The organism is Phormidium yuhuli AB48 (assembly GCF_023983615.1).
Lineage (GTDB): Bacteria > Cyanobacteriota > Cyanobacteriia > Cyanobacteriales > Geitlerinemataceae > Sodalinema > Sodalinema yuhuli.
Genome location: NZ_CP098611.1, coordinates 3495353 through 3517350, shown reverse-complemented (window position 1 = coordinate 3517350; position 21998 = coordinate 3495353). Strand labels below are relative to the sequence as shown.

General features: G+C 50.8%; 21 protein-coding genes and 1 pseudogene. 5 read left to right on the top strand and 17 right to left on the bottom strand.

Annotated elements, in window-relative coordinates; translation table 11 throughout:
* Positions 1 to 541: 541 nt before the first annotated feature.
* The gene (topA, locus tag NEA10_RS15075; protein ID WP_252661964.1) at positions 542 to 3199 is read left to right on the top strand and encodes a type I DNA topoisomerase; all 2658 of its coding nucleotides are present in this window, start codon (positions 542 to 544) and stop codon (positions 3197 to 3199) included.
* 126 nt (positions 3200 to 3325) lie between these two features.
* Here the strand turns inward: topA and NEA10_RS20895 are convergent, their stop codons facing one another.
* From NEA10_RS20895 to NEA10_RS21190, 7 genes and pseudogenes are all read right to left on the bottom strand, one after another.
* Positions 3326 to 3448 carry a hypothetical protein gene (locus tag NEA10_RS20895; protein ID WP_258719041.1) on the bottom strand — a complete coding sequence of 41 codons (123 nt, stop codon included), beginning with the start codon at positions 3446 to 3448 and terminating at the stop codon, positions 3326 to 3328.
* 33 nt (positions 3449 to 3481) lie between these two features.
* A complete protein-coding gene (locus NEA10_RS15070; RefSeq protein WP_252661962.1) occupies positions 3482 to 3811 on the bottom strand; it encodes a PDDEXK family nuclease in 330 nt (109 codons plus the stop codon).
* An 11-nt stretch (positions 3812 to 3822) separates the two neighbouring features.
* Positions 3823 to 4377 carry a hypothetical protein gene (locus NEA10_RS15065; RefSeq protein ID WP_252661960.1) on the bottom strand — a complete coding sequence of 185 codons (555 nt, stop codon included), beginning with the start codon at positions 4375 to 4377 and terminating at the stop codon, positions 3823 to 3825.
* Between the two features lie 75 nt (positions 4378 to 4452).
* On the bottom strand, positions 4453 to 5112 hold the full coding sequence (locus NEA10_RS15060; protein ID WP_374111777.1) for a ParA family protein: 660 nt from the start codon (positions 5110 to 5112) through the stop codon (positions 4453 to 4455).
* 196 nt (positions 5113 to 5308) lie between these two features.
* Positions 5309 to 7939, bottom strand: a complete 2631-nt coding sequence (gene alaS / locus NEA10_RS15055; protein WP_252661956.1) for an alanine--tRNA ligase — start codon at positions 7937 to 7939, stop codon at positions 5309 to 5311.
* A 296-nt stretch (positions 7940 to 8235) separates the two neighbouring features.
* Positions 8236 to 8433 carry a hypothetical protein gene (locus NEA10_RS15050; protein WP_252665372.1) on the bottom strand — a complete coding sequence of 66 codons (198 nt, stop codon included), beginning with the start codon at positions 8431 to 8433 and terminating at the stop codon, positions 8236 to 8238.
* 1082 nt (positions 8434 to 9515) lie between these two features.
* A pseudogene (locus tag NEA10_RS21190) lies at positions 9516 to 9783 on the bottom strand (Ycf66 family protein); the annotation flags it as partial.
* A 219-nt stretch (positions 9784 to 10002) separates the two neighbouring features.
* Between NEA10_RS21190 and gnd the strand changes: the two are divergent.
* Positions 10003 to 11421, top strand: coding sequence for a decarboxylating NADP(+)-dependent phosphogluconate dehydrogenase (gene gnd, locus NEA10_RS15040; protein WP_252661952.1), 1419 nt, complete (start codon positions 10003 to 10005; stop codon positions 11419 to 11421).
* Between the two features lie 86 nt (positions 11422 to 11507).
* Here gnd and NEA10_RS15035 read toward each other — a convergent pair whose 3' ends face one another.
* Positions 11508 to 11624 carry a photosystem I reaction center subunit VIII gene (locus NEA10_RS15035; protein WP_252661950.1) on the bottom strand — a complete coding sequence of 39 codons (117 nt, stop codon included), beginning with the start codon at positions 11622 to 11624 and terminating at the stop codon, positions 11508 to 11510.
* 71 nt (positions 11625 to 11695) lie between these two features.
* Positions 11696 to 12181 (bottom strand): photosystem I reaction center protein subunit XI, encoded by a 486-nt coding sequence (locus tag NEA10_RS15030; RefSeq protein ID WP_252661948.1) that lies wholly within the window; start codon positions 12179 to 12181, stop codon positions 11696 to 11698.
* A 222-nt stretch (positions 12182 to 12403) separates the two neighbouring features.
* Here NEA10_RS15030 and NEA10_RS15025 point away from each other — a divergent pair, with 222 nt between their 5' ends.
* On the top strand, positions 12404 to 13294 hold the full coding sequence (locus NEA10_RS15025; RefSeq protein WP_252661946.1) for a GDSL-type esterase/lipase family protein: 891 nt from the start codon (positions 12404 to 12406) through the stop codon (positions 13292 to 13294).
* A gap of 12 nt (positions 13295 to 13306) precedes the next feature.
* Here NEA10_RS15025 and NEA10_RS15020 read toward each other — a convergent pair whose 3' ends face one another.
* Genes NEA10_RS15020 through NEA10_RS15005 form a run of 4 tightly spaced genes read right to left on the bottom strand, consistent with a single transcriptional unit; the run spans position 13307 to position 15706 of the window.
* Positions 13307 to 14350, bottom strand: a complete 1044-nt coding sequence (locus tag NEA10_RS15020) for a GDSL-type esterase/lipase family protein (protein ID WP_252661944.1) — start codon at positions 14348 to 14350, stop codon at positions 13307 to 13309.
* 14 nt (positions 14351 to 14364) lie between these two features.
* On the bottom strand, positions 14365 to 14904 hold the full coding sequence (locus NEA10_RS15015; RefSeq protein ID WP_252661942.1) for a DUF1499 domain-containing protein: 540 nt from the start codon (positions 14902 to 14904) through the stop codon (positions 14365 to 14367).
* Between the two features lie 52 nt (positions 14905 to 14956).
* Positions 14957 to 15346: a DNA sulfur modification protein DndE gene (gene dndE, locus NEA10_RS15010; protein WP_252665371.1), complete on the bottom strand. Its 390-nt coding sequence runs from the start codon at positions 15344 to 15346 to the stop codon at positions 14957 to 14959.
* Positions 15347 to 15358: 12 nt separating this feature from the next.
* Complete coding sequence (locus NEA10_RS15005; RefSeq protein ID WP_252661940.1) at positions 15359 to 15706, bottom strand: hypothetical protein; 348 nt, start codon at positions 15704 to 15706, stop codon at positions 15359 to 15361.
* A 298-nt stretch (positions 15707 to 16004) separates the two neighbouring features.
* Between NEA10_RS15005 and NEA10_RS15000 the strand changes: the two genes are divergently transcribed.
* Positions 16005 to 16433: a hypothetical protein gene (locus NEA10_RS15000; protein ID WP_252661938.1), complete on the top strand. Its 429-nt coding sequence runs from the start codon at positions 16005 to 16007 to the stop codon at positions 16431 to 16433.
* 50 nt (positions 16434 to 16483) lie between these two features.
* Positions 16484 to 16573, top strand: a complete 90-nt coding sequence (locus NEA10_RS14995; RefSeq protein ID WP_068787938.1) for a cytochrome b6-f complex subunit PetN — start codon at positions 16484 to 16486, stop codon at positions 16571 to 16573.
* A gap of 144 nt (positions 16574 to 16717) precedes the next feature.
* Here the strand turns inward: NEA10_RS14995 and NEA10_RS14990 are convergent, their stop codons facing one another.
* The 4 genes from NEA10_RS14990 to NEA10_RS14975 all read right to left on the bottom strand — a co-directional run bounded on the left by NEA10_RS14990 (position 16718) and on the right by NEA10_RS14975 (position 21798).
* Positions 16718 to 17434: a VWA domain-containing protein gene (locus NEA10_RS14990; protein WP_252661936.1), complete on the bottom strand. Its 717-nt coding sequence runs from the start codon at positions 17432 to 17434 to the stop codon at positions 16718 to 16720.
* A gap of 139 nt (positions 17435 to 17573) precedes the next feature.
* The gene (locus tag NEA10_RS14985) at positions 17574 to 18479 is read right to left on the bottom strand and encodes a vWA domain-containing protein (RefSeq protein WP_252661934.1); all 906 of its coding nucleotides are present in this window, start codon (positions 18477 to 18479) and stop codon (positions 17574 to 17576) included.
* Between the two features lie 72 nt (positions 18480 to 18551).
* Positions 18552 to 20411 (bottom strand): AAA-like domain-containing protein, encoded by a 1860-nt coding sequence (locus NEA10_RS14980; RefSeq protein ID WP_252661932.1) that lies wholly within the window; start codon positions 20409 to 20411, stop codon positions 18552 to 18554.
* Positions 20412 to 20430: 19 nt separating this feature from the next.
* Positions 20431 to 21798 carry an AAA-like domain-containing protein gene (locus NEA10_RS14975; RefSeq protein ID WP_252661930.1) on the bottom strand — a complete coding sequence of 456 codons (1368 nt, stop codon included), beginning with the start codon at positions 21796 to 21798 and terminating at the stop codon, positions 20431 to 20433.
* Positions 21799 to 21998 lie beyond the last annotated feature (200 nt).

The following is a 21998-nucleotide window of genomic DNA, read 5'->3' as shown; positions in this document are numbered from 1 at the left end:
AGATGGGCGATCGCCAGTCACCTGCCTCTAAGACCCATTCTCGTTTGAGGGAATCCAGTTAATGGGACAATTCCGACTGACGTGCAGAACGCCCAGGGTTAAATCGGTTTTGGCTACGAGTTTAGAATTGCTTAAGCATTCCTGTAAAGGACTCTTAAATCTATGATACATAGTCCTTGTCAGGCTGCGATCGCCCCAAGCCACTAGAAAAGCTAATCATCCGCTTTATCGGCGGTTATCAGTCCCCCCCCACAGCCAGGGCCACCGGCCCCAAGTTCATCCCCAACCGGCGCTCTCCAACCCACTCAAAACGGGAAAGAGATTTCCACACCGGCCATGAGATTCAGGCAATCCCGCAGCCATAAAGCTTTTGCGCCCCATGCTCACCAGCCAGTTTACCTGATAAATAGACCAATTTAGTCCTGAGTCGATTGTCGATTACCAACAATCGGATATATGGTTGAGATCAAAGCCCCTTAGGATTGAGATCTCCTCAACCCTGCCGAGTCACGCTAACGTCACTGGTCGAAGTAAAACCTCCATGTCAACCCTGGTCATCGTCGAATCCCCCACCAAAGCGCGCACCATTCGCAAATATCTCCCTAACGACTACCAGGTCGAAGCCTCCATGGGACATATTCGCGATCTGCCCCAATCTGCCAGCGAAATTCCCGCTGCGGTCAAAAAAGAGAAATGGTCGCAACTAGGTGTGAACGTTGAGGCGGACTTCGAGCCGATTTACGTTGTCCCCAAGGATAAGAAAAAAGTCGTCAAGACCCTCAAAGATGCCTTAAAGAACGCCACAGAACTGGTTTTGGCCACTGACGAAGACCGGGAGGGAGAAAGTATTAGTTGGCACTTGCTGCAAGTCCTCAAGCCCAAAGTGCCTACCAAGCGCATGGTCTTCCATGAAATCACGGAAGAGGCCATCCAAAACGCCCTCCATCACTGTCGAGACCTCAACGAACAGCTCGTTCACGCCCAAGAAACCCGGCGCATTCTCGATCGCCTCGTCGGCTATACCCTCTCCCCCCTCCTCTGGAAGAAAATCGCCCCCAAACTCTCCGCCGGCCGAGTTCAGTCCGTGGCCGTGCGGCTGATTGTGATGCGGGAACGGGAACGGCGAGCCTTCCGTATGGGGTCTTACTGGGACTTAAAAGCTCATCTGAGCAAAGATAACACGCCCTTCGATGCCAAACTCATCAGCGTCGATGGCACAAAGGTGGCCACGGGGAGCGACTTCGACGAGAACACTGGACAAATTAAAGCCGGCCGCAATGTTCAACTGCTGAACGAAGCGGACGCCAACGCCCTGAAAGAGCGGTTATTGGGCAAACCCTGGAACGTCAGTAACTTTGAGGAACGGCAGAACCGGCGTAAACCCGCCCCTCCCTTCACCACCTCAACCCTGCAACAAGAAGCCAACCGGAAATTACGGCTGTCAGCCCGCGATACCATGCGCGTGGCTCAGAGTCTGTATGAAAACGGCTACATTACCTATATGCGGACCGACTCCGTACATTTATCGGAACAGGCGATCGCCGCCGCCCGAGAATGCGTCACCCAGATGTACGGGCCAGACTACCTCAGCCCCCAACCCCGGCAATATGCCACCAAAAGCAAAGGGGCCCAGGAAGCCCACGAAGCCATCCGCCCCGCCGGAAACCGCTTCCGGACTCCCCGTGAAACCGGACTCAAAGACCGAGAACTGGCCCTCTATGACCTCATCTGGAAACGTACCGTCGCCTCCCAGATGGCTGAAGTGCGGCAAACCTCCCTCTCCGTTGATTTAAGCGTGGAGAATGCTCTCTTCCGGGCCAATGGCAAGCGGATTGACTTTCCCGGCTTCTTCCGCGCCTATGTGGAAGGCTCAGATGACCCAGATGCGGCCCTAGAGAACCGTGAGGCGATTCTACCGGCCTTGGCCGTGGGCGATCGCCCCGACTGCCAAGACATCGAAGCCGTCGGCCATGAAACCCAGCCCCCCGCCCGATTCACCGAAGCCTCCCTCGTCAAAACCCTGGAAAGTGAAGGAATCGGCCGCCCGAGTACCTACGCCAGCATCATCGGGACCATCATCGATCGCGGCTACGCCCAGATGCAGAACAACGCCCTAGTTCCCAGCTTTACCGCCTTCGCCGTCTGTAGCCTGCTGGAAAACTACTTCCCAGACTTAGTGGACTTACATTTCACCGCCAAAATGGAGGCCACCCTCGATCGCATCTCTACCGGAGACGTGGAGTGGATTCCCTATTTACGAGAGTTTTACTCTGGCGACAAGGGCCTAGACACCCAAGTTCGGCAACAGGAAGACCAAATCGAACCCACCGAAGCCAAAACCATTGTCTTAGAGAATCTGCCAGTCAACGTTCGCATTGGCAAATTCGGCCCCTACCTAGAAACTGAGAAAGACGGCGAAACCATCACCGCCTCCATTCCCCAAAACCTCACCCCCTCCGACTTAGACTCTGAACAAGTCGAAGTCTTGTTACGGCAAAAAACCGAGGGTCCCGACAAACTGGGAATGCACCCCGAGACGGGGGAACCGATTTACATCCTCATCGGGAGTTACGGCCCCTACGTCCAACTCGGGGAAGTCAGCGACGAGAACCCCAAACCGAAACGGGCCTCCCTCCCCAAAGGTCAGACCCCGGAAACCATTACCCTAGAAACCGCCGTCGGCTTATTGTCCCTCCCCCGACTGTTGGGCGTCCATCCAGAAAGCGGCAATAAAATCCAAGCCGGTTTAGGTCGTTTTGGTCCTTATATCGTCCATAAGAAGGGAGGCGAAGATGGCAAAGATGATTATCGCTCCATTAGAGCCTCTTCTGAGGATGATGTGTTGACGATTCCCCTAGAGCGGGCTTTAGAAATGTTAGCCGAACCCAAACGAGGTCGGGGTCGTCGAGGCAGTAAGAAGAAGCCGATGCGGGAATTAGGAGACCATCCCACCGACAAGGAACCGCTGAACATTTACGATGGTCCTTATGGTCCCTATATCAAGTACAAACGCAAGAACATCTCGATTCCCGATGGCGATTCAGCGGAAGAGTTAACCTTAGAACGGGCAGTGGAGTTAATCGCTGCCAAGTCGTCATCTCGTAAAACCTCAACCGCTAAACGCAAAACCACCTCAAAGAAAACCTCAACCGCTAAACGCAAAACCACCTCAAAGAAAACCTCCAACTCAGACAGCTAATCGAGAGGTGATGCCGTAGCCCTAAGAGACCGAGTTTCTTTAAGAAACCCGGTCTCTGCTCTTCGACCGAGGTTGTCAAAAATTTGAGGTTATCTCACATTTTACTGTCAAACCATGACAGCCAACCTACAACTGCGACGACCAATTTCCATCCCTTAAGTCTCGCAAATCTGGCAAATCTAACTGAGCCGTTGTAAACGCCTGGGTTTCCCCAAAAATATCCTCAAGGCTCAGGATATGAGTTGTCAACGTTCGAGCCTTAACCCCCCCAGCAAATTCCTGTCATCCCTCATAAAATGACTGAAGACGAGTCTCGTATCCCGGGGTGCAGCCTACCCCGGACAGCAGAACACCCACATCAGCCTTATGGATGACCAAGTTTCCGCAGAAATCCGCCGCAAATGAGGCATCTAGCCGCTTCCTATAGAGCTTGCATTGAAAGTAAATGCGGCGTTGGTTCAACATTCCCCAGCCATCAACTCCCCCATCAGCTCCTACATTTCCTGGCTCCAACCCCAAACGCAGGGCAAACCGTCGTCCTAAATCCTGCTTCACCGCTGAGTCAGAATTGAGAATCCCGGTAACTAAGGCATCTATTTTCAAAAAGTCCATGGTGATTGACGTTAGTTTAATTCATCCGGGAATTGAGCCACCTTTGCTACCAGTTGATCATAGAGAAGGGCAACACCTAAATAGACGGATTTTCCAATCTCATCTGCCATGTTGAGTTGGTTTAATTTGTCCAAAATTTCTCCATCTAACTCTAAATTCCTGTTATATCTTTTTTGACGAATTGCGTCATCTTGGGGAATCTCTCCCAGCGCGTCTAACTCCCGTAAATACTCTTCTGTCTTGCGTGTTTTCCAGTTTTCCCAGTCGTGACTATCCGGTTCATGACTCTCAGTTGCAGAAGTCTGCTGTCCTGAGTCAAGATGCTTTTGCATCTCATTGTTAACAAAGCTCAAATAGTGAATAGCTCGACGTGGGACATCCTGAATACTGAGCCTTAAAGCTTCATTGACTTTTGCCATGTTTTGTACTTCGTTTTCAGTTAAACGATACGTCGCTGTTTTAGGTTGGCTTTGCTGTTTTTTAAACTCCTCAGATCCCTCTCTTATCGCATCTTCTACTAGAAAATCATTGCCACCTTTTGATTTAGTTTGAGAACTGCTTGTCATTGTTTTTAACTCCCTCTAAAGGTTTACAGGATTTGATTTTTTGCAGCTATAATTTTTCTCAATATATATCAATTACTAAGATGTTAGAAGCGCGTCAAAGTAACTGGATATCTGTAAATACTCCCCTTCATAACTCCAGATGCACCTGTAGTCCCTATAAATCGCCTCTTGCATCTTCTCCTGTAAATTGGACAAGGCGGGTGCTGTTCGGCAGTTTTTCGGTTTATTTTCAGATTCTATCTGATTGACGACATTCTTGACAGAATCTCCGGATACACCTAGGGGGACTACAACAACTCTAGGATTAACCCCTGTGTTTTTGCCAATATCTGACATCACACTCAGCGTCCGAGGTAAATTGCGGAGTGCCTTATCTTTTTGAGATGTATTAATGGGGACCAAGACCAAATCTGGCTGACTCCCAATAATAACCTGGACGGTATGAGCTAAGGGGGTATCTATATCTAAGACAACATGATTGTATTCCTCCGGCTTTGCAATATCTTTGACAGATTCTCGTTTTTTATTCCAAACAACGATGCTGTCTCCAAGACGGTGATAATCTTTATTTTTTTCTGGCTGCTTACCACGGGCAAAAAACTGCCAAAAGTCTGCTTGCTCATCACAGTCAATCATTAGCACGTCACTACCTTGTTCGAGTAACAAACCAGCGATATGAACGGCAAGAGTCGTTTTTCCGACTCCACCATTGTTATGGGTACATAGAACTTTCAATTTTTGTTAAACCCTTTGAGGTTAACACTCTAGCCCACATGATACACCATCAACCATCGAGAATGCCAACAGTCAACTTGAAGATGTCGATCATGAAATACAGGTTGAGGACATTAAAACAGGTTTAGAACCACTTAACTCTAAAAATCCGCAAAATCGAGGGAATAGAGCAGTCATCCCCTATTCCCTGAAACCCCTAACTCAACGCCTCCACTAACTGCGATTTCGCCGCCTCCAAGGCCGCCGGTAACTGACTCGCATCCCGTCCTCCCGCTTGAGCGAGATTAGGACGACCGCCACCACCACCGCCGCAGAGTTTGGCAATTCCACCGATGAATTTGCCCGCTTGCACCCCTTTCTGGTTCACCCCTGGACTAAAGGCGGCCACGAGACTCACCTTCCCTTCACTGGGAATCCCCCCTAACACCACCGCTGCGTCGCCGAGTTTCTGTTGTAGCCGTTCAGCGGCCGTTTGTAAGGCCTTACTATCCGCACTTCCGAGGTTGGCCACGAGAATCTTGAAGTCCCCCACGGCTTCAGCTTCTGAGAGGAGTTGGTCTGATTTCGCGATCGCCAATTCACCATTGAGGGCCGCTAGTTGTTTCTGGGCCGCTTTGAGTTCCTCTTGTAAACTGGTGACGCGATCGCCCACTTCTTCTGGCTTCACCTTAAAGCGATCGCACAACTCCTTCACCACCCCATCCCGGCTATTGAGATAATCCAACACCGCCGGCCCGGACACCGCCTCAATACGCCGTACCCCCGAGGAAATTCCCGACTCGGAGATAATCTTAAAGGCGCCAATCTCAGCGGTATTACTCACATGAGTCCCGCCGCAGAGTTCCATGGACACCCCCGGAAAGTCAATCACCCGCACCACATCAGCATATTTCTCGCCAAACATAGCCACGGCCCCCTTCCCTTTAGCTTCCTCTAAGGGCATTTCCGCCACTTGGGCCCCATGGGCCTCAGCAATCCAGGTGTTGACTAAATCTTCCACCTGCTGCACCTCCTCGGGGCTGAGGGCCCGGGGACAGTTGAAGTCAAAGCGGAGGCGGTCAAAGGCCACCAGAGACCCCGCTTGAGACACCGAGTCATCCACCAGTTGCTTCAGGGCCGCTTGCAGCAGGTGGGTGGCGCTATGGTTGGCTTGGGCGCGACGACGACAGGCGCGATCAATTTGCGCGGTTACGGTGTCACCGAGATTGAGGGTTCCCCGTTCAATGCGTCCGAAGTGGATGAAAATGTCCCCTTCTTTTTTCACATCTTCAATGCGAACAACCAGGGTTTCTCCCGAGAGATAACCGCGATCGCCAATTTGTCCCCCAGACTCGGCATAGAAGGGGGTGCGATCGAGAATCACTTGCACCGTCTCCCCCGCCTCCGCTGACTCGACTCGATGGCCCTCGACTAGCACGGCTGTCACCTGGGCGTTGGCCTGATTGTCGGTATAGCCTAAAAACGAGGTGGGATGGAGCTGTTCCGCCAATTCATCTAAACTGCCCTGAACCGTCAAATCAATGGTTTCATGGGCGGCCCGGGCGCGATCGCGCTGCCGTTCCATCTCCACCTCGAAGCCATCCACATCGACTCCAAGGCCCTGTTCTTCAGCAATTTCTTGGGTCAACTCTAGGGGGAAGCCATAGGTGTCATAGAGGGTAAAGGCATCTTCCCCAGAAATTTGCTCTGGGTTGCTGGCTAGAATCTCCCCGAGGAGTTTTTCGCCCCGTTCCAAGGTTTTCAGGAATTGGGCTTCTTCCCGGGCTAACTCCGTCTCAATCACCCCTTGCCGTTCCCGCAAATTGGTATAGGCAGCTTCCGAAACCTCAATTGCCGTTTCCGCCACTTGGCTAATAAACGGGCCCTCAATGCCAATTAAGCGGCCATGACGCACCACCCGGCGAATGAGGCGACGCAAGACATAGCCCCGGCCGATATTGGAGGCGCGCACCCCATCGGCAATCAAATGGACAACGGCACGCACATGGTCGCCGATGACTTTCAGGGAAACCTGGGTTTTGTCATCGGCCTTGTCGTAGTCAATCTGAGCAATCTCCGCCGCTCGTTTGATGATCGGGAAAATGAGGTCCGTTTCGTAGTTATTGGGGACTGTTTGCAGCACTTGGGCCATGCGTTCGAGTCCCATCCCCGTATCAATGTTTTTGTTTTGTAGGGGGGTGAGGCTCCCGTCGCTGTCCCGGTTAAACTGCATAAAGACGAGGTTATACAGTTCGATGAAGCGGCTGTCGTCTTCTAAGTCGATGTGGTCATCGCCGAGTTCGGGGTGGAAGTCATAGTAAATCTCAGAACAGGGACCGCAGGGACCTGTGGGACCGGATTTCCAGAAGTTGTCCTCTTCTCCCATCCGTTGAATGCGATGTTTGGGGATGCCGATGTTTTGATGCCAAATCTCGAAGGCTTCGTCATCTTCCCGGAAGACACTGACGATGAGGCGTTCTGGGGGGAGGCCATAAACTTGGGTCATCAGTTCCCACCCCCAGGCGATCGCCTCGGGTTTAAAGTAATCCCCAAAACTGAAGTTCCCCAACATCTCGAAAAATGTATGATGTCGCGCTGTTCGGCCCACGTTTTCGATGTCGTTGGTGCGGATACATTTCTGAGAACTGGTGGCCCGAGGATAGTCCCGTTCCCGCTGGCCTAGGAAGATGGGTTTGAAGGGGAGCATCCCGGCGATGGTCAGCAGAACGGTGGGGTCTTCAGGAACCAGTGAGGCGCTGGGGAGGCGTTGATGTTGGCGCGCTTCAAAGAATTGCAGGAATTTTTCGCGGATTTGGCGACCACTTAGGAACTCAGGGGTGAAAGACATCGTGGGTTAGACTGCGGTGAACGGTTAGCAAGGGGGATTTTACCCCGTCCTCTGCCTCTATTGTAGGGTTCTGTGGCAGGGAACCGGGGCAAGTCGGCACGAAAAACTATTCACCGCGACAAGGGAGTGAGTCAGAGGGAGTTTGGGGTCTTGCCCGAATCACTGCTGTGGCAATGTTGACGAGCAGATAGACACACCCGTTGGCGAATACGGTCAGATGACGTTACCCCTTCGGACGAGGGAGAAACCCGCCATCTGGATACGTCATCTGGATATACGAGAGCTGGTAGGTGGAGTTAGCTGGATTGCTCCAATAACTCCCGCGATTCCTGACGGACTTTTCCTGCCATAGCCGCATCCTGAAGTTTCAGTACAGCCTGAAAATCTTCAAAATCATACTTCGTCGCTAACCGCTGACGGAGTTGGTTTTCGGCTTCAAGAGATAAATACCCGCTGGCGATCGCCTCCTGTACCAGTTCACGAATGGAAACCATGAGTTGGCTAGTCATAGAACACTACGATAACTCGGAACGCTACAAGTATGAGGGGCCTAACCCCTCAATGGAGTGATTCACCTTAGGATAGCTGGTGAGATTTCCGGCAAGTTGGTGCGATCGCAATCACAAAACGAAAGATTACGATCGCCTCTATCGGCCGAGTCTCTGGGCGATCGCAGGTTAAGTCGATCCCTCAGGACGATCAGATTGACCTGACCCCTCTTTGGCCTCTGACTCAGATGTTGGGCTAGAAGTTCCCTCAACGGACTCCGATACCTCAGAAGGGGTAGAGTCTTCATCCTTTGGCTCAGTCTCCGCCTCAGCAGGACTGGGGTGAGTTTCCTCCTCTTTCAGGGGCTCGGGTTCTGACTCACTTTCAGAAGCGATATTATCCGTCTCCGAGGCATCAGACTCTAGCTCCTGAGTGGGCGGCTCCTGACTGTCTAGCTCCTGAGTGGGAACCTCCACCGGGGCCGGCGGCTCAACCAACGCTGGCGCTTCGATAGTGTCCTGAGACTCACGAGTCTCCACCCCGTCCTCAATCTCATCAAAATCAAACTCATCGGCGGCCGACGTTTCTGAGGTGGGGGGAGTTGTACTTGGGGTGTTTTTAGGTTTGCGCCGTAATAAACGTCCCACTTGAACAAAAATTCCCGTTTGCCAGAACTTGCCCTTAGCCTTGTTGGCCGCGTTGGGTGAGACCCTCTCTTGAGCCTGAGTGGGGGTCTCGTTTAAATCAGACTCAGAGGGGTCTGAGGCTCTCTCTGCTTCCGTTTCAGGGGACGGCTGGCCTGCCCATGGAGCTGATGCAGCGCTGGCGATCGCCTCCTCTGAGGGGTCTGCTTCGGCGGCGGCGGCTGGGAGACTATCTGGGGTCGTTTGCTCCTCGAACTTGGACTCTAAGGAAGTCTCAGCGGCGGCTTCACGGTCTGCTTCCGTGGCAGCTTCGTGGCTCGGTTCGGCCATCTCCTCGTCCGATGGCTCCGGGGTGTCATCATCAGTTAGTGCGACTGGGGAAGATTGAGTTGTCTTGCCTTTGAACCATCCCTTGGCGCCTGTTTGCGCGATCGCCTCCGTTGAAGTTTGTTGCCCTTGCGGGGTAACATCCCGTCGTAACCGTAGCGTTTGCCAGCCCAGCCAGCCAATCAAGGCCACACTGGCGGACTGTCCCAATAAAATGGCTCCTGTGAAGCGTCCCGCGCAAAACCAAAGCACTAAGGCATAGAAAAAGCCCACACCGCTCCAGATAAAATCTCCTTTGCGGTAAACCTCTGGAAAGAAGAACGCCGCCATGAACAGCACGAAGCTCCCTAATCCGACGGCAATGGCAAGAAAGTAGGCAAGCATGTCCTCGGTATCCCCCGAATCGTTCTACTGCCCTATTCTACAGGTCCTCTGTCCCCTGATGGTCAATCTGTCGGTGTGTTGCAGCACAGTTTTGCTCATTAAGCTGTCTTAAGGTCTTCTTCCAGGACATCTTCTAGGGATCAAGCTACCCTAACAGATGAACCGTAACTAAACTGTCTGCATACAGTTAAACAAACCCTCAACGTAACGGATAGATATATGGCATTACAAAATTTTGGTGTAATTGGACTGGCTGTTATGGGGGAAAACCTTGCCCTCAATGTTGAAAGCAAGGGCTTCTCCGTCGCCGTCTACAACCGCACCAGCGCCACCACAGAAGCGTTCATGGAAAAGCGGGCCCAGGGCAAGAACGTCAAAGCCACCTATTCGATGGAAGAGTTCGTCGGTGCGTTGGAACGTCCTCGGCGCATCCTACTGATGGTGAAGGCTGGGGGGCCGGTGGATGCGGTGATTGAACAACTCAAGCCCCTCCTGGAACCTGGGGATATGATTATCGATGGGGGGAACTCCCTCTATGAAGATACCGATCGCCGGGTGGACTATCTCGAAGCAGCGGATTTACGCTTTATCGGCATGGGAGTGAGTGGAGGCGAAGAAGGCGCACTCTATGGCCCGAGTCTCATGCCCGGAGGAACCAAGGCCGCCTATGATGAGATTGAAGCTATTGTCACGAAAATCGCGGCCCAGGTGGATGATGGCCCCTGTGTCACTTATATTGGTCCCAAAGGTGCCGGTCACTATGTGAAAATGGTCCACAATGGCATCGAGTATGGTGATATGCAGCTGATTGCTGAAGCCTATGACCTGCTCAAGAATGTCCTGGGCTTAAGTAATGAGCAACTCCATGAGGTCTTTAGCCAATGGAATCAAACCGAGGAACTAGACTCGTTCCTGATTGATATTACCGCTGATATCTTTACGCAAAAGGATGATCAAGGGGATGGGTTCCTGATTGATAAAATCTTGGATGCGGCGGGACAAAAGGGAACTGGACGCTGGACGGTGGTGAGTTCTCTGGAATTGGGCGTGGCCATTCCCACCATTGGCGCAGCGGTGAACGCCCGGATTTTATCGTCCATTAAGGAGGAACGGACCGCCGCCTCGAAAGAATTGGCCGCGCCGGTGGGCAAGTTTGATGGGGATACGGAGTCGTTTGTGGACAAAGTCCGTGATGCGCTCTATTGCTCTAAGATGTGTTCCTATGCCCAGGGGATGGCTCTGTTAGGCAAGGCGTCGGAACAGTTCGGCTATGATTTGGATTTGGGTGAAATTGCCCGAATTTGGAAGGGCGGTTGTATTATCAAGGCTGGCTTTTTGAATAAAATCAAACGGGCATTTGATGAGAATCCTAACCTACCTAATTTGCTCTTGGCGCCGGAGTTTAAGCAGACGATTCTCGATCGCCAGGGGGCCTGGCGGGAAGTGCTGATGACGGCGAGTGCGTTGGGGATTCCCGTTCCGGCGTTTAGTGCCTCCCTGGACTATTTTGATAGCTATCGGCGCGATCGCCTGCCGCAAAACCTGACGCAAGCGCAACGGGATTACTTCGGCGCTCATACCTATGAGCGAACCGATACTCCTCGGGGTGAATTCTTCCACGCTGATTGGTCGAGTTAGGTCTAAAAAAGCGGGGAGGTTCTGATGACAGAATCCTCCCCGCTTTTGACTTAGACCAAAAATGTCAACTTATCGTCAACATCAACCTAAGCGTCTTTTTCAATGTAAATAAATAGCAGTCCCATGGTCACCACCGGCATCAGCCAGCAGACCACCGGAATCAGAATCCAGGGCAGGTAGGAAGCAGCGTAATCACCAGTCATGTCTATAAGGCTCCGATTTCAAAAAGTTTCAGGTTAACAGTGTCAAGAATCAACGGGCAAACGGCCGAAGATTAGTTATTTACCAAGCCGCGAAGAATGGCATCAACTGCACCGAAGTTTTCTAACAAGAAAAAGGCTAAGAAGGCACTCCCCATGCCACCAATGAAAAATCCGGCCGTGAACTGACTCCAGCCCTCGGAGGTTTGCAGGGAATCGCTGCTATCGCTTTGGCTGCCTTGAAAGGTAACCAAGCCGTAGGCGGCTAAACAGGCGGTGGCGATGAGCAAGAGGGTTCCGCCACAAATTAAGCCGTTGAGGTTAGCAAACTCTGTACCCCGTTGGGTTCCGAATTTAACCCAGGGATTGCCGATGAAGTAGCCGTGAGCCATGCCGATCTCAAGGCCGCGCAGTAGGGGGGACAAACCGGGCCGGTAGGCAGGAAGGTTCCCGATGAAGGTGCGGGTGAAGGCAGAGTCGCTAATGGGGGTGGACAGATGACCCATTTGAGGGTCGCCCTGATAAGGCTTCACCATCTGATTGCTGGTGGAAGTCGTCATGGAAATTTCTCCTATTCTCTAAAATTCTTGATGAAGAACTTTAAGCTAACATTCTAAGGAAGTGTGGGCGATTTCGTCCCGAAAGCGTTAAATAACTTTAGAAAAGTTCATTAAAACTCCAAGGCTAGACGGGCGGCGGGCCGCCCATTCCTGAAAAATCATCCTGATCTCCTCGCTCAAGCGCCGCAAAAAACCAAGGTGTTCTACAATCTTAAGCCCCTCATGAATCCCCTTTCTCTTGCCCTAGCGTTAGGGACGTTGCCGCTTCTGGCCCAGCTAACGCCCCCGTCTCTCCCCCATCTTCTCAACAGTGAGGTGGTGGTTTCTGAGTCAGGAACGGCGGTCACTCCCCCAGCGCCGCCTAGGGCCCGCCGAGTTCCCAACACCACGGCCCAACTTTATCAACAACGTCTAGCGGCCCTGGAGGCGGGACAACTCTATACTCGCCTACCCCGTCACAGTTTCCAGGAGTTGTGGGAAACGGCGCGGCAGAATCCTACCTATGAGCAATGGACGGCCCTCCTCTGGGAAGAAGCCAAGGCCACGGCGGCGGGCCAGGCGGATAATCGCCTCTGTGTGACGATTGGTGATTCGCTGACGCAATGGCTCCCTCCAGGAATCTTTGTGGGCGATCGCCTCTGGCTCAATCAGGGCATTAGTGGCGATAATACGGCTCGCATTCGTCAGCGGCTTGGCTTGTTGGAGGGAACGCGCCCCAGTACGATTTTTCTCATGGCGGGGGTGAATGATTTGATTGCGGGCCGCTCAGTGGAGGAAGTGCTGTTTAATCAGCAGGATATTATCTATCAGTTGCGATCGCGCTATCCCCAGGCTCAGGTGGTGGTGCAGTCGATTCTCCCGACGAACCACCAAGCGGTGAACAATGAGGATATCCGAGCCGTGAATCGTGAGTTGGCTCAGATTGCCCGTCGTGAGGGAGCGGTGTTTTTGGACCTCTATCCCCATTTCAGTGACGAGGTGGGGCGGATGCAGCCGGAGTTTAGCACTGATGGGATTCACCTGAGCGATCGCGGGTATGCACTCTGGCAAACCTTTTTACAGCAGGTGGAAGACCAATTAGCCCGAGATCCCTCGGTCTTTAACCGCATCTAAATTTAACCGCATCTAGGACCCAGATGCCGAGAGGGGTTTGCTAAAGCTATCGTTAAAATCCAGGAGTTTGATTAACACCAAGGCCGTGAGTGCATTGGCATGGAGGCCATCGGTGGAGAAGACTCGTTTAAGATAGCCCTGATGGTCGGTGATGTAGGGATTGAGGTCTAAAAAGCGAATCTGGGGATGTTGGGCTAACAGATGGGCCAGGTTGCGGTTGAGGCGGCGCACCTGGCTGTTGTCGACTCGGGCCATGTGCGGCTGTGTCAGTTCGTCACGGCGCGATCGCGGTAAGACGGAGACTAGGGTGATGGGAACCTGGGGATAGGTGTGGCGTAAGGCTTCGAGAACCTCTAGGGTATCCTGTTGAATCGCCTCGATGGACTCCTCTTTCAGCAGTTCCGGGGTTCCGGCACCAAAGAGGATAATCTGTTGGGGTTCGGCGCGGCGATCGAGGCCTTGGACTTGGTTGAGGAGATCCTCTAAATGGGCGGCGGGGATGCCTAGGTTAACATCGTCGTCGTGGAGTAATTCGTCGGGGATGCCGAGGGCGATGGAACTGCCTAGGATTAAGCGTCGGATGGGTTGTTGTTGGCTGAGAATTTGCTGATACTCGCTTTCTTTGAGGCTGAGATAGTCGGCTTTGCTGGGATAACGTCCGGGATTGGCGGCGAGGGTTTCCCGGCGTTGGCGGCTTTCTGGGCTGAGATAGCTGTAGAGGACTCGGGATTGTTCTAAATACCACTGTCGCCCATCCCAACGGCGATCGCCCACGTCGTTGAGGATAGCTCGCTCGGCTCGGGAGAGGTTGAGAAGGGCGATGGGGGAGGGGGGTTGAGGGGTAGCCGCCAGGGGAGGACTGGCGACTGGGGTCGGCTGCTGGGGCGCGTAACGCTCTTGGGGGGAGCGATTGAGCAGTAGGGTAGACCCTTGGCCGATGAGCAGCATGAGACCGCTGCTGGCGACGGCGAGGTAGAGAAGCATCGCCGGGGAGATGGTCTCAAGGCCGAGATGAGCGAGTACGCGGGATAGGGGAGTCCAATGGGGCGATCGCACGGTAGACGCATCCTTTAACTCGATGGGGAGGCAAATTCGGAGCGAATCGTCTCGATGCGCTGACGATTCACGCCTAAGTCAGATTCCCCTAAACGGGAGGCGGAGCGAACTTGAATGACGTTGTTGTCAGGGTCGGCCCAAAATTCAACGTCATCGACAAATCCCATAATCCTAGAGGTAAATTCTCCATAGAGATAGTTGGGTTCGGCGCTGATAATCTCGGCGTTATCTTGCTGTTGCAAAATCTCTTGCAGACGTTGGATGGCGGCGGTGGGACTCTCGTTAATGGGGAAGGGGGCGATTTGATGGTCGGGGTCTGAACTTTGACTGGAGACACAGTTGGGTGAACTGGGACAAGGGGCCAGTTCTCCTGAGGTCACCCCTAGGTTATCGGGACGAGTGCCGGAAAAGTTAAAGAGACTAGCCAGGGGGAGGCCGGGATTGGAGAATCCTGGACTGGGTGCGGCTTGGGCTACTAATCCGGGGGGCAGGCTTAGGGAAACGATAAAACTCAACAGGGTGGAGAGGGTGAGTTTAAGGGTGCGTTTGAACATGGTATTCGAGAGCAGACGTTAGAACAAACTGGGCCGTCAGGGGTTGGGAGGGTCAGGATTGCGTCTTGAGGGACGTTCCCAAATCCTCGATTTGCTTGAGACGAGTATCGCCGGCGAGATAGCCGATTCCTCGATGGAGATGTAGCAGAAATTGCTGGGCCTGGGTTTCCAGGTCCGTGGGGAGGTTGTCCTGATGACAGCGTTGTTTGAGGGCGATCGCATAGGCGTCGCCGTCATCCCCGGCAAAGACACGCCAGGTCATTTCGACGTTACTGTCGGTGCTAATTTTGACGGGGGAGGGGGGACTGGGTTCGGCGAGGGAACGGCAGAGGGCCCAACGACAGAGAACATTCCAGCGGTCAATCCGGGTTTGACGTTTGAGTTTGGTCAATTGGTCTTTGGCGGTTTGAGAGAGTCGCACCCGTTCAACAGGAGGTTCAATCATGGTGCAGCGTTAGGCTTCGGGGCTATCGTTGGGGGCAAAGAAGAGGCGATAGCCCATATAGCCGACGACGGCGATGACAGCCAGACTAATGCCTAGGGTGACCAGACGCATCACGGTTTGGAGAACCGAGAGGCTGAGAACCACGGTGCCGATTCCCACGGCCACTTGGCCAATGGTGGGGAGGGTTTGGAACCAAGTTTTGGCTTGGTGGTAGAGGGAGGAGATGGTGGTTTGTGTCTGTTCCGGGAGGGGGGTGGTGTTAAAGGTTTCTTGGCTTTGGCTGCGATCGCCGAGTTTGCGATCGATATCCTGTTCGAGTTCTTGGAGTTTGCGTTGCCAGTCGGGTTGAGAAGCCATAGGAGGGTTGCTGAAGAGGGTGATCTTGCGGTTCCATGATGATGCTTGCATTCTAGCGAATCGCTGTAACCGCTTCCAAGGGCATGGGAGGCGAAAAGCCCGAACCTCTGCTGGTTGAGAGATTGGCGATTCCCGGAGTTTTCAGCAACAACCGTCTTGGGAACTGTCATAGGGACGGTCCTAGACCCCAAACCTGGGGGTGACAATAGTAGGGTAACGAGGACACCCAAGTGATTGATGTATCCAGGGGCCGGGATAACGGTCTTTGGTTCTTGGGGAGTTGAGGAGGCCAACGACGATGAAAGGCAATGCACTAAAACAACTGATGGCGATCGCCCTGGGACTGGTGATGGCCACTCCGAGTTTAGCCCAAACGGTGCAAACGGAGGCTCAGGACGAGGTCTTAGAACTGGCGCCTGGTTTTGGGGAGATGACCCTGAATGGCAACTCTGGGGGCAGTAGTCGTAATCTTGATTGCGGGTATACGGCGGAGACGGCGAATCATGAGATTACCTTACGGCAAGATTTCAGCTATCTACGCTTGCAGGTGGAGGCGGAGGGAAGTCCGACGCTGTTGGTGATTGGTCCAACCAGTGGCGATCGCTTCTGCGCCCGCAGTTTGCCCCAGCAATCGGGGTATTGGCAGGCGGGGACCTATCGTATCTATGTGGGCGATCGCGAGGGGAACAGCCAACCCTACCGCCTTTCGATTTCAGAAAATCCCTAGGTTGCTCTATGATAGGGGTTAGCAGTTTTCTGGTCTGTTATTAAGAAACTATGGATATTTTGAGTGCTGGCTGGGCGGGACTTCTCGCGACCTTTACCTTTTCGATCGCGCTGGTGGTCTGGGGCCGTCGCGGCTTCTAGTCTCCGCCGAGGCGTTGTGGCTTGATTGAACCCGGTGATGTTTCTCCCTGAGAACTCACCGGGTTTTTGTTTGAACTCTCCGGTGATGACCCGGCGATGGGGTTAGGGGGAGTCTCGTCCATGCACCCCTGTTTGGATGCCGAGTTAAGATTTATTCCGTTGAAACTCTAGGTACTGTTGATACCAGTCTGGATGATCTCGCTTCACCCAATCGGGAACGGCTTTGGCGGGGTCTTGTGGGAGTTGGCGATTGAGCAAATCGATGATGTCCTCCATTTCGTCAGCTAAATCAAACACAAAAATGTTGTTTTTGTTCTGGGAAAGATTGAAATCTAAGTCCAAGAAGGGTTTCACATTACTTTTTACATCATCTCCCACGCCAATCATAATTATTTTTATATATTCTTCATTCTCAACCTCCTCTGAAAGGTTGCGAATTTTCTTCTCAAAGTTGGGGCGATCATCTAACATCCCATCTGTATAAATTAGGATAAAGGCTCCATTTTTATTGGCTTCTGTTTTGGGTTTTTGCTTCCAGTCTTGGATGCAGGCTTCCAGTGTTTTAGCAATAAAAGTATTCGCATCCGGAAAGTTTTCGTCAAATACATTTGCCTTAAGGTCTGCATTGGCATCAATCTCGAATTTCCTGCCTTGGCGATCCCGACTAAACAGATACAAAGTTATGTCATCACAGACTTTGTGACCATTGCGATCGCGCATCAAGTTGTTGACATCTCCCTGCACATTTGCTGCTAGGAGTTCCCAGCGACTGGCTGACGTTCCTGGATCGACTTTTTCCATGGTTGCACTTTGGTCAATCAGGATATAAACATCACGGTTAAACATTTTAGCACTCGGCATATAGTCACCTCTTTTTCTTGATTACAACTCCTGAATTTTAAAAGCCTAACTCAAAAATAAGTCAAACTAATTTTTAATTTGTTAACTTGATATTTATGCCTTCGAAAGCTTTGCAATAAAAATGCCTATCATTTCGTATCTAAGAATCCACATTTTTATTGTATTTTTCAAGATAGTTTCTCCCACAGTCTTTACACTTAAGTCTTTGCTTTCTTTCATTTTTGTTCACTAAATATCCATTCTTGATAGAGTTTTGACTTCCACATCTTGGACACTTATGGATTTTCTGTTTATTCCTTGATATTGACTTGCTGTGTTCAGGATTAGGCTGGTTGTATTGACGACATAGATCCGGATATCTATTGCGAATCCACTGAGGGATAAAGTCTCCCGTTGTGATATTGATGCTTGTTTCAAGCAAATCTATAATACCAGTCATTTGACTTGTTGACTCAAAAAAGAACACGTAACTTTTTTTCTGCGAGAAATATAGTTTTAACATACTTGAAATAACATGTGATTCTTCAAAATCCCCCCCAACTCCAATCACAATAATCTTTATTGCATCGGAATCACCAAAATTATTGTTGAGTTCAAGAACCCGTTTGTTGAATTTTTTAAAGTCATCAAAAATGCCGCTAGTGTAAATCACGATAAAAGCTTTCTCTGCATATTTTTTTTGTTGAGATCGCTGCTGCCAATCTTGCAAGCAAGACTCCAGGGTTCTAGTTATAAATCGATTAGTATCTGGATAGTTCTCTTCTATAACATTTCTCCGAAAACTTGAGTGTTTATCTACAGTTATTTTTCGTCCTACACGATTTCGACTAAACAAATAAATAGAAAATTCATCACAGACCTTGTGACCAGCTCGGTCTCTCATCATATTATTCATATCACCTTGAACATTTTCTGCAATCAGTTCCCAGCGACTTAATGACTTTCCTGGATCGGTTTTGTCCATGCCAGATCCTTGATCAATCAAGATATACACTTGACGATTATAAATGCTATGGCAAGTTGTTTTTTTCATTTCAGAAATCATTTAGTTTTTGTTAAATAATTCTAAATGGACAAACCAGAAAAAACCAGATTATTCAACTATTATGATACCGGGTTAAGATTTATTCCGTTGAAACTCCTGGTACTGTTGATACCAGTCTGGGTGATCTCGCTTCACCCACTCAGGAACGGCTTCGGCAGGGTCTTGTGAGAGTTGGCGATCTAATAATTCAAAGATGTCCTCTATTTCATCAACTAAATCAAACACGAAGACATTGTTCTTGTTTTGGGATAGATTAAAGTCTAAATTCAGGAAAGGTTGAATATTACTTTTTACATCATCTCCCACGCCAATCATGAAAATTTTGAGATATCCCGAATCCTCTAATTCCTCTGAAATTCGGCGAATTTGCTTCTCAAAATTGGGGCGATCATCTAACATCCCATCTGTATAAATTAGGATAAAGGCTCCATTATTATTGGCTTCTGTTTTGGGTTTTTGCTTCCAGTCTTGGAGGCAGGCTTCCAGTGTTTTAGAAATAAAGGTATTCGCATCCGGAAAGTTTTCATCAAATACAGTTGCCTTCAGGTCTGAATTGGCATCAATCTCGAATTTCCTGCCTTGGCGGTCGCGGCTAAACAGATACAAAGTTATGGCATCACAGACTTTGCGACCATTGCGATCGCGCATCAAGTTCCTGACATCCCCTTGCACATTTTCTGCTAGGAGATCCCAGCGACTAGCCGACTTTCCTGGATCGACTTTGTCCATCGTGGCACTTTGGTCAATCAGGATATAAACATCACGGTTTAAAACTTTAGCACTCGGCATAAAATCCCCCTCCAGGTTTTTAAGATAAGCTTGAGTCGTTTCGATCCAGTCCGAATCGAAGACCTGTTCGTAAATTCGGTTGGCAACCACCAACATCCCATCCCGTTTTTCCGCCAAACCAGAGACGATGAGGCTAAAATCTTCGGGACAGTGACTAAACGGCTCTGGCTTGCGCCGCTTGAGCAGGCCTGAGTATAGTTTAAGGGTTTTTTGGCGGTCTTGCACCCCAGTGTAGCCATTCTTAAACCAGCGTTCAATTTCTTGGAAGTGAGATTGGCGATCGCGTTTCCGCCAATCCTCCACTAAATGAGTGTTGACTAAATGTTCAATTTTGCCTGGAAGCTCGTCTGGCTGGACATTCCGGAGTTCCTGGGCGGCGAAATCACAGAGTAACTGAGTCAGAAATGGTTTTCCCCCAGTCCAACTTAAAATTTCTTGTAGGACGGCGTCAGGGTGTTCACTGACATTCTGTAACCCCTTCAGCAGAGGAGAACAGTCGCCACTTAACCCCTTCAGTTCCACAGGATAAGCCGCATTGAAGGCAAATTGACTGTCCGTGAGGATATCTGGGGGACGGGCCACCCCCAAGACGACAAACTTCACTTGTGCAAAGATGGGGTCACCGGCGATCGCCTTCAGGAAGCCGAGAAAGCTATTTTGCAACTTCCAATAGATGAGTTGTTGAATCTCATCCAGGAAAATCACCAGGGTTTGAAACTCTTCTACGGCTTCAGTCAATAAAAACTGTAACCCCTCGCGAAATCTTAGTCCTGGAGCAACTTCCATAGGAACTTCAGCTAGAAACGCTTTCAGGTCCTGTCGAATTGAGCGTCCTAGATGGGGTTGCAAGGACTTTTCAATCTCCCAAAGCAAGCTGGGATAGAGCTGCTCAGGACTGCCATTTTGCTCTAAACCTAACTGCTGGAGATTGACCTGAACCGCAATCATGCCATCCTGCTCCAGACGGCTGGCGACCCGCACCATAAGACTGGACTTTCCCATCTGTCGCGCCGCTAGGACATGAGCTACATTGGAGCGAGAATGACAAAAGTTATATAACTCCTCATCGGACTCTCGCTTAACATAGGTGGCCGCCTCCAGAGGTAGGGTTCCACCGTGAATGCCTTGATAGTAAGTATCCATAAGCTCCTTATAGTTCATCCTAACTCTCCGTATCAGCCGCAAGAGCACGTTTAAAATACTTTTCATATAATTTAAATCGAGGTCGGGGTTTATTGTCGCTGCTATCGACATCAATCAAGCCACACTTGTCGAGTTGAAAAATAGCAAACTCATCTTGAGCGGGTTTACCCCTGAGGATGTTAATAAAGCAAGATTTGAGAGAAGGGTGCTCTTGGAGCAACATCAAATACTCTTGCAGATACGTATTAAATTCACTCCCAGGCTGGGTCGCTGATTCGAGAAAATCCTCCAAAGACCGATTCTCTATCCGCATGGCATAGAGCGATCGATTGAGGAGTTCAGGATGACCGCCAATCCAATCCATCAGGAGTTTCACTTGCTTCTCATCGTTATGCCAGGGCAAACCATACAGTTTTATTAACTTCTGAACTTGTGATTGATTAAACTCCGTCAGTTCAATGGGTAGGCCCACATTATCGAGAGGAGATCCTGCCATCTCATAGGCGGCATAGGGGTCTGTGGAATAGGCAATCACCACATTAGACCAGACCACCGGGTCCTGACTCACCCGTTTCATTTTGCGCTCATTCCAGGATCGCAGCCAATCTAAAAAGGGTCCCTGAACGTTTCGCTGACCTAGGAGAGAGTCAATGCCATCAATGATGAGGGTCAAGGGTTGAGAGGGGGTTAAAGTTTTGATTGGCTTAAAGACCTGTTGCTCTAGGTAGTCCATGCAGTTAACTCCCGGAGCCAACTCTTCTCGCCAATGGTCTTGTAAAGCGTCGAGTTGATGCTGAGGGGGTAACGCGGGGGCGAACTCTCGGGCCACACTACGGGTAAAGAACTTGATCAGATTGGGGAAGTCATCCAGATTTCCCAAGGTTCCTTCTGCCAAATCTACCCAGCCGACGTGATGATGTAACTCTTGTTCCAGGAAATTTTGCAGTCTCACCAACAAGGAGGACTTACCCAAACCTCGGGCGCTGCGGAGGCGACAGAAGACAAGACGCTCATCATTTTGGCAACTGCGGAATGCCTGTTTGATGATCTCATCCTCACTACGCTCAATATAGAAGGGAGAGTTCAGGGGGACGATGCCAGTGAGTCGCTCAACTCGGTTTAGGCGCTGCTCGGAGTTGACCCAATCGGGTTGGTACTGGCTAAACAATGCCACTAAAAGCGTTTTTTTCTGTCTCTGACCCCCAATCTCGAACTTTGCGTAGACATTAGAGATGTGCTTACGAGCTGTCCCCTCCTTAATGCCCCGAGTCTCAGCCGTTTGCTTCCAATTGCCGCCATTACGCAGAAACTCTCTTAAAAGCTCGTATGTCTTTGGGCTTTCTGCTTTTAGCGCCTGTAAGTGCTGTTGGAAGGTTTGGGCGTTCATGGGTGACGACTAGACCATCATGGTACGGCTCTAGGAAGACAATAGCACATTTGTCGGTGTTAGAAGCCGCTTTATTTGGATCATAGTACGCAAAATTGCATTTAGAATACGCAAACTCTTGACACTTAGGGGACTCAAAATTTATAATGTCTTGTATTCATCAAACCGAATCGGGCCAAAACCCATGGTCTGAGCCCAAT

Excerpts from the sequence above, each read along its gene's own strand:
- NEA10_RS15015 (WP_252661942.1), bottom strand. The coding sequence starts at position 14,904 with ATGTTCAAACGCACCCTTAAACTCACCCTCTCCACCCTGTTGAGTTTT.
- NEA10_RS15070 (WP_252661962.1), bottom strand. The coding sequence starts at position 3,811 with ATGGACTTTTTGAAAATAGATGCCTTAGTTACCGGGATTCTCAATTCT.
- NEA10_RS15065 (WP_252661960.1), bottom strand. The coding sequence starts at position 4,377 with ATGACAAGCAGTTCTCAAACTAAATCAAAAGGTGGCAATGATTTTCTA.
- NEA10_RS15025 (WP_252661946.1), top strand. The coding sequence starts at position 12,404 with ATGAATCCCCTTTCTCTTGCCCTAGCGTTAGGGACGTTGCCGCTTCTG.
- topA (WP_252661964.1), top strand. The coding sequence starts at position 542 with ATGTCAACCCTGGTCATCGTCGAATCCCCCACCAAAGCGCGCACCATT.
- NEA10_RS15035 (WP_252661950.1), bottom strand. The coding sequence starts at position 11,624 with ATGACTGGTGATTACGCTGCTTCCTACCTGCCCTGGATTCTGATTCCG.
- NEA10_RS14995 (WP_068787938.1), top strand. The coding sequence starts at position 16,484 with ATGGATATTTTGAGTGCTGGCTGGGCGGGACTTCTCGCGACCTTTACC.
- NEA10_RS15005 (WP_252661940.1), bottom strand. The coding sequence starts at position 15,706 with ATGGCTTCTCAACCCGACTGGCAACGCAAACTCCAAGAACTCGAACAG.
- NEA10_RS14990 (WP_252661936.1), bottom strand. The coding sequence starts at position 17,434 with ATGCCGAGTGCTAAAATGTTTAACCGTGATGTTTATATCCTGATTGAC.
- alaS (WP_252661956.1), bottom strand. The coding sequence starts at position 7,939 with ATGTCTTTCACCCCTGAGTTCCTAAGTGGTCGCCAAATCCGCGAAAAA.
- NEA10_RS15050 (WP_252665372.1), bottom strand. The coding sequence starts at position 8,433 with ATGGTTTCCATTCGTGAACTGGTACAGGAGGCGATCGCCAGCGGGTAT.
- NEA10_RS15000 (WP_252661938.1), top strand. The coding sequence starts at position 16,005 with ATGAAAGGCAATGCACTAAAACAACTGATGGCGATCGCCCTGGGACTG.
- NEA10_RS14980 (WP_252661932.1), bottom strand. The coding sequence starts at position 20,411 with ATGGATACTTACTATCAAGGCATTCACGGTGGAACCCTACCTCTGGAG.
- NEA10_RS15030 (WP_252661948.1), bottom strand. The coding sequence starts at position 12,181 with ATGACGACTTCCACCAGCAATCAGATGGTGAAGCCTTATCAGGGCGAC.
- gnd (WP_252661952.1), top strand. The coding sequence starts at position 10,003 with ATGGCATTACAAAATTTTGGTGTAATTGGACTGGCTGTTATGGGGGAA.
- NEA10_RS14975 (WP_252661930.1), bottom strand. The coding sequence starts at position 21,798 with ATGAACGCCCAAACCTTCCAACAGCACTTACAGGCGCTAAAAGCAGAA.
- NEA10_RS14985 (WP_252661934.1), bottom strand. The coding sequence starts at position 18,479 with ATGATTTCTGAAATGAAAAAAACAACTTGCCATAGCATTTATAATCGT.